At 63.5% G+C, this 14,437-nt stretch carries 10 protein-coding genes; 2 read left to right on the top strand and 8 right to left on the bottom strand.

Going from position 1 to position 14,437, the window contains the following annotated elements; genetic code table 11:
* Positions 1–126 precede the first annotated feature (126 nt).
* From GM658_RS01935 to GM658_RS01900, 8 genes are all read right to left on the bottom strand, one after another.
* Positions 127–1,857: an FUSC family protein gene (locus tag GM658_RS01935; RefSeq protein ID WP_155452316.1), complete on the bottom strand. Its 1,731-nt coding sequence runs from the start codon at positions 1,855–1,857 to the stop codon at positions 127–129.
* A gap of 5 nt (positions 1,858–1,862) precedes the next feature.
* A complete protein-coding gene (mdtN, locus tag GM658_RS01930; protein WP_155452315.1) occupies positions 1,863–2,888 on the bottom strand; it encodes a multidrug transporter subunit MdtN in 1,026 nt (341 codons plus the stop codon).
* 9 nt (positions 2,889–2,897) lie between these two features.
* The gene (locus GM658_RS01925) at positions 2,898–3,107 is read right to left on the bottom strand and encodes a YtcA family lipoprotein (protein WP_155452314.1); all 210 of its coding nucleotides are present in this window, start codon (positions 3,105–3,107) and stop codon (positions 2,898–2,900) included.
* A 53-nt stretch (positions 3,108–3,160) separates the two neighbouring features.
* Complete coding sequence (locus tag GM658_RS01920) at positions 3,161–3,586, bottom strand: MarR family winged helix-turn-helix transcriptional regulator (RefSeq protein WP_155452313.1); 426 nt, start codon at positions 3,584–3,586, stop codon at positions 3,161–3,163.
* Positions 3,587–3,670: 84 nt separating this feature from the next.
* Positions 3,671–6,661 carry a TonB-dependent receptor gene (locus GM658_RS01915; protein WP_155452312.1) on the bottom strand — a complete coding sequence of 997 codons (2,991 nt, stop codon included), beginning with the start codon at positions 6,659–6,661 and terminating at the stop codon, positions 3,671–3,673.
* A 132-nt stretch (positions 6,662–6,793) separates the two neighbouring features.
* A complete protein-coding gene (locus GM658_RS01910) occupies positions 6,794–8,806 on the bottom strand; it encodes a glucosidase family protein (protein WP_155452311.1) in 2,013 nt (670 codons plus the stop codon).
* Positions 8,807–8,816: 10 nt separating this feature from the next.
* Positions 8,817–10,775: a glycoside hydrolase family 97 protein gene (locus tag GM658_RS01905; protein ID WP_155452310.1), complete on the bottom strand. Its 1,959-nt coding sequence runs from the start codon at positions 10,773–10,775 to the stop codon at positions 8,817–8,819.
* Between the two features lie 69 nt (positions 10,776–10,844).
* Positions 10,845–11,885 (bottom strand): LysR family transcriptional regulator, encoded by a 1,041-nt coding sequence (locus GM658_RS01900; RefSeq protein ID WP_155452309.1) that lies wholly within the window; start codon positions 11,883–11,885, stop codon positions 10,845–10,847.
* A 160-nt stretch (positions 11,886–12,045) separates the two neighbouring features.
* Between GM658_RS01900 and GM658_RS01895 the strand changes: the two genes are divergently transcribed.
* Both GM658_RS01895 and GM658_RS01890 read left to right on the top strand, forming a co-directional pair.
* A complete protein-coding gene (locus GM658_RS01895; protein ID WP_155452308.1) occupies positions 12,046–13,269 on the top strand; it encodes a GNAT family N-acetyltransferase in 1,224 nt (407 codons plus the stop codon).
* Between the two features lie 103 nt (positions 13,270–13,372).
* A complete protein-coding gene (locus tag GM658_RS01890) occupies positions 13,373–14,437 on the top strand; it encodes an acyltransferase family protein (RefSeq protein WP_371865014.1) in 1,065 nt (354 codons plus the stop codon).

Here is a 14,437-nt window from a genome sequence, read left to right as displayed (position 1 = left end):
CTTTTATTGCAAAAAGAATATTCTAGCAGTTTTGCGGGCAACATTTTGCTTTAGAAACTTTTGAATAAGCAGCCGATTATGTAGCGCTTCCGAAAACTGCTGCCCGCCGCCTGCGAGACCAGCGTATCAAGTGCGGGCCTGCTGCGCCACCAGGCTTTCTTCGGCTTTCGCCAGCAGGTTCGAGATGCGGCGCGCATTGCGGTCGCGCCAGCCCGGCTCCATCGCCACACGCGCCTGCAATTCGCGGCATTGGTTCAGTAGGGACCAAGCCTGCAGGCGTGCCGCGCCGATGCTGTGATGATCGGCGTGGGCGCATGCGGCAACTGCTTTCCGCAGCCGCGCCAGCGCAGTTTTCAGAGCCTGGCCTTCGCGCTCCGGCCACAGCAGCGTGTACACGGTAATCGATACCGACAGGCCAAGCATGATGCCCAGCAGGCGGTCGCGAATTTCGGTCAGGTCGGTCACCGGGCCGAAACTGCCCAGCTGCGCCAGGGCGAAGGCAAACATCATCTGCACGCCGATATAGTTGGAGCGCGGTGAACCGGCAGCGATCCATGCGCCGACCGCAATGACCGGCAGCGCCATGGCCAGCAGGCCGACGATGCTCTCCAGGTGCGGCACCACAAATACGGTCGCCACCAAAGCGGCCACGCTGCCCAGCAAGCAACCGAGCAGGCGATTCAAGCCTTTGTGCGTGGTAGCGCCCAGGCTTGGCAGCGCCAGGATGATGCAGGTCTGCGTCGCAGTGCCGATCCCCGGCCATTGGAGGCTGGTGTAAATCACATAGCTGATCATCGCGGCCAGGATGGCTTTGAAAGCAAACTTGGCGTAGAGCACGCGGGGAACTGCTGCGGGCATTACTGCGCCGCTTGCGCCGTTGTTTGCCGTGCCGGCGGGCTGCTCTTCGTCACTGTCGGCCGCAGTAGCTGCGCGCAAAGCGCGTTCCATTTCGCGCAGGATCGCATTGCGGGCGCCGCCAGTGCCCGCCGTGGCTGTCGTCGCCGCGAAGGTGAATGGGGTTTCGTGGCCCAGGCACTGCCGCAACGTGGTGCAGGCATTGCGGATCGCGATCATCTGCAGGCGCTCATCCTCGCTGGCCTCGAAAGGCGCCTGGCGTGCCAGCTGCGCCGCCGCTGCATGCAGGCGGCTGACGGCAGCGGCGCGCGCCGCAGTGCGCTCCTTGTGGCCCAGGGAAGCAAAGGCCAATTGCCGCTGCAATGCCAATGCGCCGCGCGCAACCTGCGCGCCATGCAGGGTGGGCGGCTTGCCGCCGGTGATGCGCGCTTCGAGCTGGTGCTCGATCTCGACCAGCTGGCGGCTATATTCGCTCACCAGCAGATTGACAGGCAACGCGGGCCGGAACAGGCGCTGGATAGTCATCGCCACCACGACAGGGTAGGTGGTGGCGACCCACACCCACAACTGCAGGCGCGTCAGCACGTCAGGGTCTGCATAGTTGTCGGCCATGGCCTGCGCGTTCACCACGAGCAGCGCGACCAGGAAGCCGATTGCGCCCAGCTTGCTGGTCCGCAGGAAGTACATGCCGCAGAACGCGATCACGGCTGCGCCAAGAATGCGCAGCATCGGATAATCGATGGTGAACATCAGCAGGATCAGCGAGGCCATCACCGCCAGCGTGCTGCCGGCCAGCAGGCCGATTGCGCTCATGCGGGACAGCACGGTGTTCTCCTGTGCCGTGAAGAACACCATGATCAGCGACAGCGACAGCATGGGAATCTGCAGGGTCATCGAACAGACGATCACGATGGTGCAGCTGGCCAGCAGGCGCCACACCGCATCCATGCGTCCGTGGAAGGGCGCCAGTTCGGTGCGGATACGTGCGATCAGCGATTCCATGATGTTCACTTGGCGGCAAGTACGGCGACTGCGGAGGCGCCGATGCGGAAGGCCGCATCAGGCTTTTCGACCAGGATACGTACCGGGAAGCGCTGCGCCACCCGCACCCAGTTGATCGAACGCGGTACGTGCGGCAGGCCTGCCACCTCGGTGCCGCCATCGTCGGGGAACACGCCGTAGCCGATCGATTCCACGGTTCCGCTGTAGCGCTTGTGCGCATCGCCAAGCAGGTAGACCTGGGCGTGGCGGCCGGACTTGATCCCTGCCAGATCGGTCTCACGGAAATTGGCCACCACGTACCAGCGGTCGGAGCTGGCGAGGGTGAACACCGGGTGGCCCGCGCCGACGAACTGGCCGGCGGACGTCTTCAGGTTCAGCACGATGCCGTCGCCTGGTGCGCGTACTTCGGTATAGGAGAGATTCAGGCGGGCCAGGGCGATTTCGGCCTTCGCCACTTCGCGCTTCGCCACCAGGGCATCGACGCCGCTGACGGCGGCTTCGGCACGCCGTGCATCAAGCAGTGCGGCGCTAAGCTGGGATTGCGCGCTGCGCCGCGCGGTGCGTGCCTGGTCGATGCGCTCGGCTGAGACAAAACCCTTGCTAAGCAGCGGCTCCAGGCGCGCCAGCGAATCGTTGGCCTGCTCGGATGCCGCCTGGGCGTGTTCGACGTTGGCGCGGGCCGCGGCGGCGGCGAACTTCTGGGCTTCCACGGAGCGCTGGGTCAGTTTGATCTCGCTGTCCAGCGCCACCAGGCTGGCTTCGGCCTTGGCCAGCGTTTCCTTGAAAGGCTCGGGATCGATGCGAAACAGCAGGTCGCCTTTTTTCACCCGCTGGTTGTCCGCTACCGGCAATTCCACAATGCGTCCGTTTACTTCGGGCGCGACGTTGATGGTGTCGGCGTAGACGTAAGCGTCGTCCGTGCGAGGCGAATTGTCGATCGAGCGGATGACGTAGATGGCCAGGCCGATTGCGGCCAGCATCAGGGCCAGCACGATGGCGGTCCAGCGCCGCGAATTCTTGGTCTTCTTCATAACATCACCTTAGTGTTGGAAAAATACGAGCCAGGCCGAAAGTGAAAGCACGGTCGCCAGTGCTGGGTAGCCCAGTGCCAGCAGGTGCGCTGGCGCGCCGGCCAGCCAGCCGCGTGCCTCCAGCACGGCGTGCAGCAGGAAGCACAGCACCGTCGCTCCGGCCATGCAGAACAGCCAGTCGGGGAAATACGCCCCCAGCACATTGATCGATGGTTCCATATCTATTCCTTAATGAATCATTGCCTAGGCAATGCTTAGGGCAAAAAAAAGAGCTACTTCCCGGCGAACATTTTCAAGAGCAGGGCTTCGAAGGTATCGAGTTCCTGCGCGCTGAAAGTGCCAAAGTACTGGTCGATCACGGTGCCCGAAGCTTGCAGCAGGCTTGGGAACAGGCGCTGGCCTTCTTCAGTCAATTCCAGTTGCACGGTGCGGCGGTTGCCGATGCTGGGCGCCTTCCGGACCATGCCTTTCTGCTCCAGGCGGTTGAGCATGCGGGTCATGGCGCCGGGGCTGTAGGACAGCTCCTTGCAGATCTGCGCGGCGATATTGGCACGGCCGCTGTGCAGCGTCGACAGGACGACGTATTGGGCCGCCGTGATGTCAAAAGGTACAAGCTTGACGTCCAGTTCATCCGCCAGCGCATTCTGGGCACGGCTGATGAGGCGGGCAACACGGCGCGGGTCGGGGTGTTTGTTCATAAATGAACTATACGTTGCCTAGGCAACGTTTGTCAAGCACTTTGAGGAAGCGGGGAGCAACCCCCGCTTCCTCATGCGGCAAGCTTAGAACTTATGGTTGTATTCCGCCGTGAAGCGCACCTGGCGTTCAGGCGCACGCCCCAGCACTTCGCCGTAGTACGGGCTGACGGTATCCTTGCCGGAGTTGTAGACCGGCTGGGTAGCCAGGACGGTCTGACGGTTCAGCAGGTTGAATACGTCCGCCTTCAGCGTCAGGCCCTTGAACATGCGCGGCGAATAGGCTGCATTCAGCGCGATGCGGAAGTCGGTCGGCAGCGTGCCCGCCGAACCGCGCGGCGCCAGCTTCTCGTCGCAATAGAAGTTGGCGGAGCCGTACCAGCCGCCAGGATTGGTGCCGTTCTGGTCCAGTGCATGCGGCAGGTTGCCGATACAGGACTTCGGACCGCCGGTGACAATATTGATGTTGCCGCCCACCGTCCATTCAGGCGCCACCTGGTAGTAGCCGAAAGCCTTGAGCACGTGGGTGTGGTTGTTCGGCAGCAGGCCGTCCGCGCCGTCCATCAGCTCCGGGAAATCGAAGGCCGTGGTGGCGGCGATGTCGGCCTGGCCGATATCGGACATCACCTGGCCTTCCATATTGCCGCGGCTGCGCGACAGGGTGTAGTTAACCTTGCCGTACCAGCCGTTGCGGAACGGATGCTCGACGAACATATCGAGCGCGGTGTAGATGCGCTTCACCTTCGGCAGGCCCATGTCCGCGGCCGACAGCGGGATGGTGACCAGCTGGCCGTTGCCGCGCAGGTCCAGCGTCAGGGTGTTGGCGCGCCCAGGGTTGACCAGCAGGCATGGCATGCCGTAGCCGCTGTTGTCGATGCCGTTCCTCTTGGCCCAGGCATCAACCGGACGCTGGTCGCACCAGTCTTCGATGGTGTTGCGCAGGGTCCTGTAGGTGACTTTGGAGCCGACCGTGTATTCCGGATTCAGCGCCGCTTCGAAGCCCAGCGCCAGTTCATCCTGGTAGGTGGCGCCCAGGTTGGCTGCTGCTACCTGGCGTGCGTCTTTTGGCTTACCCCATTCATTAGCAGCGGAGAAAGGCGGGCTGATTTCGTTCAGTCCAGTCGGCGCACCGGTCACAGGATCGACGCCGGTGTAGGTGAAGTATTGGTCGATGTGCACCGGATTGCCTGCGATACGCTGCGCCACGCTGGTCGGGATCTGAAGGTGGTAGCGGCCGGCGTTGGCAAACGCCTTCAGGGTGCCGTCGCCGTGCACGTCCCAGGCTGCGCCCAGGCGCGGCGCCAGCATGTGGCGCTGCGAGGCGTATGGCTCGCCGAAGCTGTTCTTGTTCGTGAACTGCTCGTTGCGCAGGCCCAGGTCAAGCAGCAGGTTGTCGGTAATTTGCCAGCGGTCCTGGATGTATTGCGCGGCCTGGTCGGTCTTTGGCGAGGCCGAGTCGCTCTGGTGATAGATGTCGACGTAATAGCCTTGCGGACCAAAGCCGCCGCCCGATGCCGGCGAGCGGCCGCCGGTGACGTTTGCATTCGGATTGTCGGAACGCAGGTAGAAGTATTCGCCGCCGCCGGCCAGTTCCGAACCGTTGACGGACGAAACGTTGTTGCGGTCGATACCGGCGCGCAGGGCGTGGGCGCCAAGCTTGTATTCCACGTCCAGGCGCAGGGTGGATTGCCTGTCTTCCGCATTCGGTACCTGGATGGTGCCGCCGATGGTCTGCGGGTTGTTGTATGTCAGGCCTGGAACCTGGGCGCGCAGGGGCGCGCTGACCTGGTACAGCCCCGGCACGTAGCCTTCGCGGCTTTGCGGATAGGTCGACTTGAAGCGGCCGGCCAGTGCGGTTACCGTCAGGTTGTCGGTCAGGAAGCCGGTGTATTTGAGGATCGAGTCGTCGGTCTTGGCGCCGTCGCCCGTGGTGCCGCCGGCGACGATATCGTTGTGCTGCAGGGTGGCGTAGTCGAAGCCGTAATTCTGCTGCGTCTTCTTGTACTCGTCGTGGATCTGGGTGAATTCGAGGCGATGTTCGTCGCTGACGTTGTAATCGAGCTTGACCATGTAGCGCGGCGTCATGGTCTTGCGCTTGGTCCAGCCGTTGGTCTTGTTCAGCGAGTCGGAGTCCTTGCTGATGTAGCTGGTGGTGAAGCGGTCGTCTTCGATATTGGCGAACATGAACAGCTTGTCCTTGATCAGCGGGCCGCCGACATAGGCGCTGCCGAAGACGTCGTTGGCGGTGTTGGCGCCACGGTAGGTGAGCAGCTTGCCATCGGTCTTGGGATTGTGGCCTGTCTCCGGATAGTAGGTGTCCTTCGGCTTGTCGCGCAGCCAGTTCGGCGTGTACTGCATCACGGCGCCGGCTTCCCAGGTGTTGGTGCCGCTCTTGGTGGTGATGTTCACCACGCCGCCGGTGGAGCGGCCGAATTCCGCGCTGTAGCCGCCCTGCAGGATCTGCGCCTGTGCAATGGCGAAGAAGGGCAGGGTGGTCGAACCGATCTGGCGATACACGTTGGTGACCGGGAAGCCGTTGATATAGTAGGCGTTCTCCGTCACGCCCGAGCCGCCGAAACTATCGCCGCCGATACGCGGGTTGGCGCGCGTGGTGCCGGGCGCCAGCTGGATAATGGCCGAAATGCTTTGCCCGATCGGCAGCGCATCCAGTTGGCGCGCCGTGAAGACCACGCCGTTGTTGGTGTTGGTCACGTCAATCGATGCGCGCCGGCCGGTAACGCTCACCGCCTGCACAGTTTCAAATGAAGCTTCCACACCCTGTCCAATCAGCGCTTCCACTTCGAGCGTGCGCTCGACGGTGCCGCCGCGCACCAGCATCACCTTGTAAGCGCCAGGCTGCATGGAGTTCGCGTTGTAATGCCCGGTGGCGTCCACAGTCACGGTACGGCGCGCGCCGGTGGCCACGTTCTCCAGCACCACGGTGGCGCCGCTGGCGTTGGTGACCTGGCCGAAGATGGTACCGGTGGCATTCGATTGTGCAACGGCCGTCCCAGCGAAAGCCATTGCAAGGGCGTGTGCAACAAGCGTCATCCGCACACGTTGGGAAGTGATCTTCATTTCGTCTCCTGTTTAGTTAGCAATCGGCCGCGCATGGCGGCCGATGGAGACATGCTAGGTAGGTAAGCGATAGCGAACAATTGAATGTTTGCTAGCCTCCTATGCCGAAAACGGTATATCGGGTTTTTCGCCTTATTCCGGCAGGGTTACAAGCAGCGGCGCCTTGCCGTCCCAGGCCTGGTCAAGCAAGGTTTTTCCGTTCAGGCTGACCAATACCCGCTGCCCGCGCGGCGTGCGCGTGGTGACGATGTCGATGCCGGCGCTGCCATCGTCGCCTTCGCCTGCGCCGAACGCACGTATATGCCGCAAGGCCATGCGCGGCCAGCCTTTGGGCAAGCGCGGCGTGGTGGTAAAGCTGCGCAGGCTTGTCGCTTCGATGCCGAACAATCCTTCCGTCACTACGCGCGCATACAGCCCGCTTTCTGCCGACAGGTGGCGTTGCTGGCCTTCCGGCCATGCTTCAACTGCGTATGGCACGTGCTCGCCGAGCAGGCGCCGGTTCGAGTAATAGCGCAGGTAGGGCATGGTGCGTTCCAGTTCGCCTGCTTTCAGCAGGCCACGCAAGGCATACAGCGTGGAGCGGTCCCAGAAAGTCTTGTCGCCCGCTTCGGTCAGCACGCCATTTTCGCTCCATAGCTGCGGCGACAGCAGCGCATCGACGGTGCCGCGCTGGCGTTCGCTGATGCCCAGTGCCAGCGGCAGCGCGATCCAGGCCCGCAGTTTTTCGTTGCCGTCGTAGTAGCGGTAGGTGTCGTAGCCTGCCATGCGTGCGCCGAAATAGTGCTCGATGGCGGCGCGCTGGGCCTCGGCTTCTTGCCGCAGTTGTGACGCGCGTTGCGTGTCGCCCAGCGAGGCCACCAGGCGCGCTGCGCCTTGCAGGCCGCCGTAGGCCAGCACATTGGTCGACAGGTTGGCTTTGCCTGCCGGGAAGCGGCCCTCCAGTTCATCGCTGTCCGAATGCACGATGCCTTGTGCGTCGCGTTTTCGGCGCGTGAATTCCAGGCACCAGTCGATCAGCGGCAGCAGCTGACGTGCCGTACCGCTGTCGCCTTGCGCCAGTGCGAACTGGCTGGCGCCGTATGAAATCATGGCGCAGTCGCCACGGTCGCCGGCGCCGTTCCAATAGCTGCGGCCTTCGGCGATGATGGAGGAGGGGATCGGCTTGAAGTCTGCGTTCATGTAGCGCGCGAACATGCCGAAGCTGGTCAGGGCGCTTTGGACGCCTGCGCGGTCGCCCAGGTAAGGGAAGAACGGGTTGATGTACTCCGCCTGGTCGTTGGCCCAGATGGCGGCGTAATAGCGGGTGCCGCCAGGGCCGTGCAGCAGGCCGCCGCGCGTGGAGAAGATACTTTCTGCGGCGCGTACTTTGGCGAAGGCGAACATGGCGTCCAACGCGGGTTCCGGCGTCTCCAGCACCAGGTTGGCGCGCCATTGTTGCACCTTGCGCGCGCGTTCCTGCAAGGCCTCGCCGCCATCGACGTACACCATGTCGTTTTGCAGCCGGCCGCTGATGATGAGGTCCACATGCACGCGGGCGCCCGGCGCCAGCTCTCCTTGGCGGGCGGGGGAGCGGACTTCGACCACGTAAGCGCCATGCGTGCCTTTTTCTGCGGGCGTCGTTTCACTGCGTTCGAGTGCTGCGAAGCTGTAGCGGCGCGCGTTCTTGCCGGTGTTGGCCAGTTCCAGCCGTTCCACCAGCGCCGGTTCGGTGGGCGAGGGCGTCAGGGTGCGCGTCAGAACCAGCCCCGGCGCCAGTTCGGACTGCAGGGCGAGGCGGCCGTCGAAGCGAACTTGCTGCAGGCGCTCGGTACTGACGGCACGGCCGTCGATTTCGATCGCCGGCGACGCCTCCGCGCCAAACTTGCGAATCAGGCTGGCGTGGGTGTCGTCAGGAATGGTGCGCAGCATCGGCCACACAACGGTGCGTTCCAGCAGCAGAGTACCATCGGGCTGGCTGCCATAGTCGATGACGGCGGAGACCTGGCGGCCGCTCATCTCAAGCTGGTCGCGGTGGACATCCTTCACCTGCCAGCGAATGGCGTTGCCATCGAGCTGCCAGCGCGGCGTGAAGGCCGGCGGCGCGGCCGACGCGGTGGCCGCGGCTAGCAACGCGGCGAGGAAAGCGGAGCTGAATTTTCCTGGCATGCGATTCTCCTTAATTCGCCTTGCGGATGATCGCCGCCCAGCCGCCGCCCGGCGCAAGGTGCATCGTCATGCGGGTGCTGCGCGTCACGCTGGCGCTGCCTTTCTGCACGTCGGTCGCGAAGACTGCGGCATTCGGACCATCTTCCATGCTCTCCAGCTGGTAGCTGTCGTCGCCCAGGAAGGACAGGTCGAGTTCCAGGTCGCAGCCATCGTTGCCGGCCATGGCGCCCACGTACCACGAGTCACCGTGGCGGCGCGCCATGGCGATGTAGCGGCCCAGCTGCGCGTGCAGCACGCGGCTTTCGTCCCACTCGACCGGCACCTGGCGGATGAATTCCAGCGAAGATGGATTTGCGCGGTATTGCGATGGGCTGTCAGCCAGCATCTGCAGCGGGCTTTCGTAAATCATGTACATCGCCAGCTGGTGCGCTCGCGTGCCCTGGCTCATGGGCCGGTCGAAGCTGGCCACGAAATCCTTGCGGTGCGCATTGCTCATGGCGCCCGGCGTGTAGTCCACCGGGCCCGCGAACATGCGGATGAAGGGCAGGGTGACGTCGTGCTCCGGCGTCTGCTTGTCGGTCCATTTATTGTTTTCCAGGCCTTTCACGCCTTCGAAAGTCAGCACGTTGGGCCAAGTGCGCTGCAGGCCGCTGGGCTTGAAACTGCCGTGGAAATCCACCAGCAGGTGGCGGGCCGCCGCTTCGCGCGCGACGCGCTCGTAATAGTTCACCATCCACTGGTCGGAGCGCTGCATGAAGTCGACCTTGATGCCGGCTGCGCCCCAGCGCGCAAACTGGTCCAGCGCAGGCGCCATCTGGCTATCGAGCGTCTTCCACGACACCCAGAGGATGATGCCGACGCCGCGCTGCTTTGCGTGCGCCATCAATTCCGGCATGTCGATCTCCGGCTTGACGGACAGCAGGTCGCCCAGCTTGTACCAGCCTTCATCCATGATGATGTATTCGAGGCCGTTGTCGGCTGCGAAGTCGATGTAATGGCGGTAAGTGCGCGTATCCAGCCCTGCCTTGAACGGCACGCCATACAGCTTGTTGCCGTTGTACCAGTCCCAGGCCACCTTGCCCGGCCTGATCCAGCTGGTCTCCTTCAATTCCTGCGGATCGGCCAGCAAGTAGGGCATCTGGTTCAGCAGCAGTCCGCCTGCATCGGCGGCAATGCCCAGGATGCGCCATGGGAAGGCGCGCTTGCCTTCGGTGCGCGCGATATACGGCGCCTCTTGCGTCACCGGCACATTACGGTCGTCGCGCGCGGTTTCGGCCAGCGCCACTTTCGGGAAAATGGCTTTCAGCCCGGCCGCCTCGCCGTGCAGGTACAGGCCGGGATAATCGCGCAAGCCCGATTCGGTGAATACCAGGTGCAGGTTGCCATTCCTGACCAGGGCTGGCACGCCAACCAGCTTGCCTTCGGCACTGGCCACAGTCAGGGCCTGGTAATAGTGCTCGTTGTGCGACTGCATCGACTTTTCCTGCGGCCAGTACAAGGTGTCCTGCGGCCGCAGGTTGACGCCAGCCTGTTCGTCTTCCACCGTGACCTGGCCGGGCAGGTTCGTGCGGAAGCGGTAGGCGACGCCTTCGTCGTAGGCGCGCACTTCCAGCGCAAAGCCGCCGGCGAAGTCCAGCTGGAGGGCGTTGTAATGGTCGCGTACCACGCGCGATTTCTGCGCCACGACCGGGCGCACGGTGGTGTCGACGCTTTGGCGCTGCTGGCCGGTCAGGCGGGGCTTGTCGCCCAGCGTGCCGATGCCGGTCAACGTCATGCCGATCGGGGTCGGCAGCACCAGCGGCGTGGCGCCATGGCTGACGGCCAGCGCAAGGCGCTCACTGGTGTCGATCGTCACGCGCAGCTGGCGGTCGGGGGAGCTCAGCTCGAGCGGGCGCGCGGCATGGCTGGCCAGCGGCGCGAGAAGCAGCAGGGCGCCGGCCAGGCGGCGCGCAAGGGACAGGTGTTTCAAGACAGGTCTCCGGATATGGGTATGCCGGTCCATGCTATGCCCATGGGGGTATGCCAATCCAATGACTTTTCAGGCCAGCGCTATGTCGTAAAGGTTATACGGGGCGGGCACGCCTGGCGCCGCGGGCATGGCCGCGGGCGCGGTCACTGGCGCCGCGGGTACAGTTGCCGACGCCGCAGCCAATGCCTCGCGCCGGATCGCGTCCAGCAGCAATTCCGCACCCGGTGTGAGCACGTGGTCGCGGCGGCGGACGATGCCGAAAGGGTCCATGCGGCAGTCAAGTTTCACCGGCAGGATCGTCAGCAGCCCCAGTTCCTGATAGCGCCGTGCCACGTCTTCCGACATCACATTCAGCGCATCGCTCATTTGCAGCATGCTCGTAATCAGCACAATTTCGCGCGTATCGACCACGTCGCTCGGCGGCTCCATGCCCGCGTTATGGAACAGCTGGTCGAAACGCTCGCGCAGGATGCTGCCCGGCGGCGGCGTAATCCATGAGGCCTGCACCAGGTCGTGCATGGACAGGCTGCCGCGCTCCGCCAGTGGATGCCCGACGCGCGCCACCGCCACCACGGGTTCAGGCGCCAGCTCCTCGTACTGCAGGTCGCCGCTGTCCTGGAATCCGGTAATGCGCGCGATCAGGAAATCGAGCGTGCCGCGCTGCAGCCGCTCCAGCAGCTCCGGGCTCGCCTCGATCTGCACGCCGATGCGCAGCTGCGGCACCTGCTGCTTGACACGCGTGATGGCGCGCGGCAGCAGGCTCATTGCAGGCGTCATGATGCTGCCCACGTCCACCTTGCCCGCCATGCCGGACTTCAAAGCGACGATGTCCTCATGCGCGCGCGCCAGGCTGGTGAGCGCCATGCGCGCGTGGCGGATCATGCTTTCGCCATAAATGGTGGGCGCCACGCCGCGCGGATGGCGCTCGAACAGGGCGATGCCAAGCATGTCTTCCAGCTCCTTCAGCTGTTTGGACGCCGCCGGCTGCGTCATGCACAACACTTCTGCGGCGCGCAGGATATTGCCTTGTTCGTCGAGCGCGATCAGCAGCAGCAGCTGGCGCGTCTTGAGCCGCGCGCGCAGGAACCAGTTTGGATTTGGTGCAGTCATTCGAGTGCCTTTCGGATTGTTTGGCATTTTTAACATGTCCAAATTGGCATGGCTGTCGCCATTTTGTGGATTGGATGCATATAGCGCACTCCGATGACATAATCGGCACAATCGCTGTTGGGAATGGTAGACTGCGCCGTCGATTGCTAAATTTGTAACAATGAAAATCCAGCAAAAGCTCCGCTCCGTCAAAACCGCCTTGTCCGAACGCCGCGAAGTGCGCAAGCGCCTGCGCGGCCCCGCCCAACTGCGCTACGCCATCGCCGACTCCATCGGCCTGCTCGACGCCAACGCCTGGAAAGGGCTTACCGGGCAAGCAAGCTTTTTCCTGTCCTACGAATACCTGCGCCGCATCGAAGGCGTGCTGCCGGCGAACCTCGACCCGCGCTATGCGCTGGTGTACGAAGACGATCAGCCGGTGGCTGCAATCTATATGCAGGTTGCCGATATCAAACTGGCGCAGGCCAGCAAGGCCTCGCTCGGGGCGATTGGCGAAACCCTGCGCCAGCGCGTGCTCACCTGCGGCAACCTGCTGACCTTCGGCCAGCATGGCATCGTGTTCGCGCCAGGCGTCGATCCGGAACTGGCATGGCATGGCGTGGCGGAAGTGCTGTATCGCGTGCGCCAGGCCGAAAAGCTGGCGGGCGAAGCCAATTTCGTCATGATCAAGGACTTGCACGGCCCGCACGTGGAGGACGCCACCTTCCTCAAGAACCTCAGCTACCGTTTCGTGGAAACGGAGCCGAACATGGTGCTGACCATTGGCGACGACTGGAAAAGCTACGACGATTACCTGGCCAGCCTGGCCTCCAAATACCGCGCCAACATCCGCAACGGCGTGTTCAAGCCGATCGAACAGGCGCAATGCACGGTGGAGCACTTCACCGGTATGGCAGAAATGCAACACGAAGTCCACGCCTTGTATAAGGCGGTGCAGGTGAATGCCGGCTTCCGCCCATTCGAACTGCTGCCGGAATATTTCCCGGCGTTGCAAGAAGCGGCAGGGGAGCGCTTCCGCTGCAGCGTGGTCAAACGCGAAGGCAAGATCCTGGGCTTCCTGGTCACGATTGCCGATGGCGAAACCGCGATTGCCTTCCACGTCGGCTTTGACCGCGCCGCCGCGGCCGACCTGCCGATCTACCTGCGCCTGCTGCACGCCGGTATCGCCGACGCCATTGCGCTGGGCTGCAAACGCATCTCTTTCGGCCGCACTGCGCTGGAACCGAAAGCGGCGCTGGGCGCCAAACCGGAAGCATTCGCGGTCCTGATCCGCCACCGCCAGCCCCTGATGAACAATTTGATCAAGCACCTGCTGCTGAATATTGGCCACGATGAAGCGCCCGACCGCAGCCCGTTCAAGAAGTCGGAAGGTAAAGCTGCGTAACATCTCGTTACTTAGAATCTGATAGGCGAGCGCCGTTCACTGCCGAGCTCCTGTATCATGTCGACCTTTGGTAAAGTTGACAGCAGGCGTAATGAAGTATGGCGTGATCAATTTGTTAAAGGCTGTTGCAGCGCAGTTAATTGTGCTGCACCACCTGGCGTTTTACGGCCCGATGGCCGATCACGTCCGGCTCATCCTGCCGGACCTGATCGACTGGCTGGCTGGAAGCGCGCGCCTCGCCGTCCAGGTTTTCCTGGTGGTCGGCGGCTTTTTGGCGGCCAAATCGCTGGCGCCCAGTGCACAGCCGGTCATGGTCGAGCCTTTGGGCGCGATCTGGCGCCGCTATGCCAAGCTGGCGCCGCCCTTCATCGCCGCTACCCTGATCGCCGCCATCGCTTCTGTCCTGGCCAGCCAATGGATGGACCACGATTCGATCTCCGCGCCAGCGACGGTGGGCCAGCTTGCCGCACACGCCGCCCTGGCGCATGGCGTGCTGGGATACCCCTCGCTTTCTGCCGGCGCCTGGTATGTCGCCATCGATTTCCAGCTGTACGCCATGATGGTCGCCATCCTGTGGCTGGCGGCCCGTATTTCGGGCCCGGTGCGCCGCGCCTGGCTGGTGCCGAGCATGGTTGCCGTTCTTGGCGGCTTCTCGGTCATGTACTTCAACCTGAATTCCGACCTGGATAACTGGGGTCCATACTTCTTCGGCAGCTATGGCCTGGGCCTGGCCGCCTGGTGGGCCGGCGACCCGCGCCGCAAGACGCGCGGTGCCGTCATGGTGCAGGCGGCAATCTTCCTGCCAGCCCTGGTGGCGCTGGCCGTGAATTTCCGCAGCCGCCTGGCGCTGGCCATGATGGTAGCCTGCGCGCTGGTGATCTGCGGCCGTGCAGAAATCGAGAAGGGCGGCCGCATCTGGTCCGTCATCAATGCGCTGGCCCGCACTTCGTACTCGGTCTTCCTGATCCACTTCCCGGTCTGCCTGTTGGTGAACGCCGCTTTCACCCGTTTCGTGCCCGCCGATCCGGTACTGCAAGGCCTCGGCATGCTGACCGCGTGGGGCGCCAGCCTGGCCGCCGGCGCCGCTTTCCACCGCTGGGTGGAAGTCCCGCTGGGCCGATTGCTGCAGTCGTCTTCGCGCACATCCAGCGCTGCCCAGCGCGCCTGA

The organism is Massilia eburnea (assembly GCF_009720745.1).
In the GTDB taxonomy this organism is placed as follows: domain Bacteria; phylum Pseudomonadota; class Gammaproteobacteria; order Burkholderiales; family Burkholderiaceae_D; genus Rugamonas; species Rugamonas eburnea.
Note: the sequence above shows the minus strand (reverse complement) of the source record. Positions and strands in the feature narration are given on the sequence as shown.

Bases quoted from the DNA above. Each gene is read 5' to 3' on its own strand.
- GM658_RS01935 (WP_155452316.1), bottom strand. From the start codon at position 1,857: ATGGAATCGCTGATCGCACGTATCCGCACCGAACTGGCGCCCTTCCAC.
- mdtN (WP_155452315.1), bottom strand. From the start codon at position 2,888: ATGAAGAAGACCAAGAATTCGCGGCGCTGGACCGCCATCGTGCTGGCC.
- GM658_RS01925 (WP_155452314.1), bottom strand. From the start codon at position 3,107: ATGGAACCATCGATCAATGTGCTGGGGGCGTATTTCCCCGACTGGCTG.
- GM658_RS01920 (WP_155452313.1), bottom strand. From the start codon at position 3,586: ATGAACAAACACCCCGACCCGCGCCGTGTTGCCCGCCTCATCAGCCGT.
- GM658_RS01915 (WP_155452312.1), bottom strand. From the start codon at position 6,661: ATGAAGATCACTTCCCAACGTGTGCGGATGACGCTTGTTGCACACGCC.
- GM658_RS01910 (WP_155452311.1), bottom strand. From the start codon at position 8,806: ATGCCAGGAAAATTCAGCTCCGCTTTCCTCGCCGCGTTGCTAGCCGCG.
- GM658_RS01900 (WP_155452309.1), bottom strand. From the start codon at position 11,885: ATGACTGCACCAAATCCAAACTGGTTCCTGCGCGCGCGGCTCAAGACG.
- GM658_RS01895 (WP_155452308.1), top strand. From the start codon at position 12,046: ATGAAAATCCAGCAAAAGCTCCGCTCCGTCAAAACCGCCTTGTCCGAA.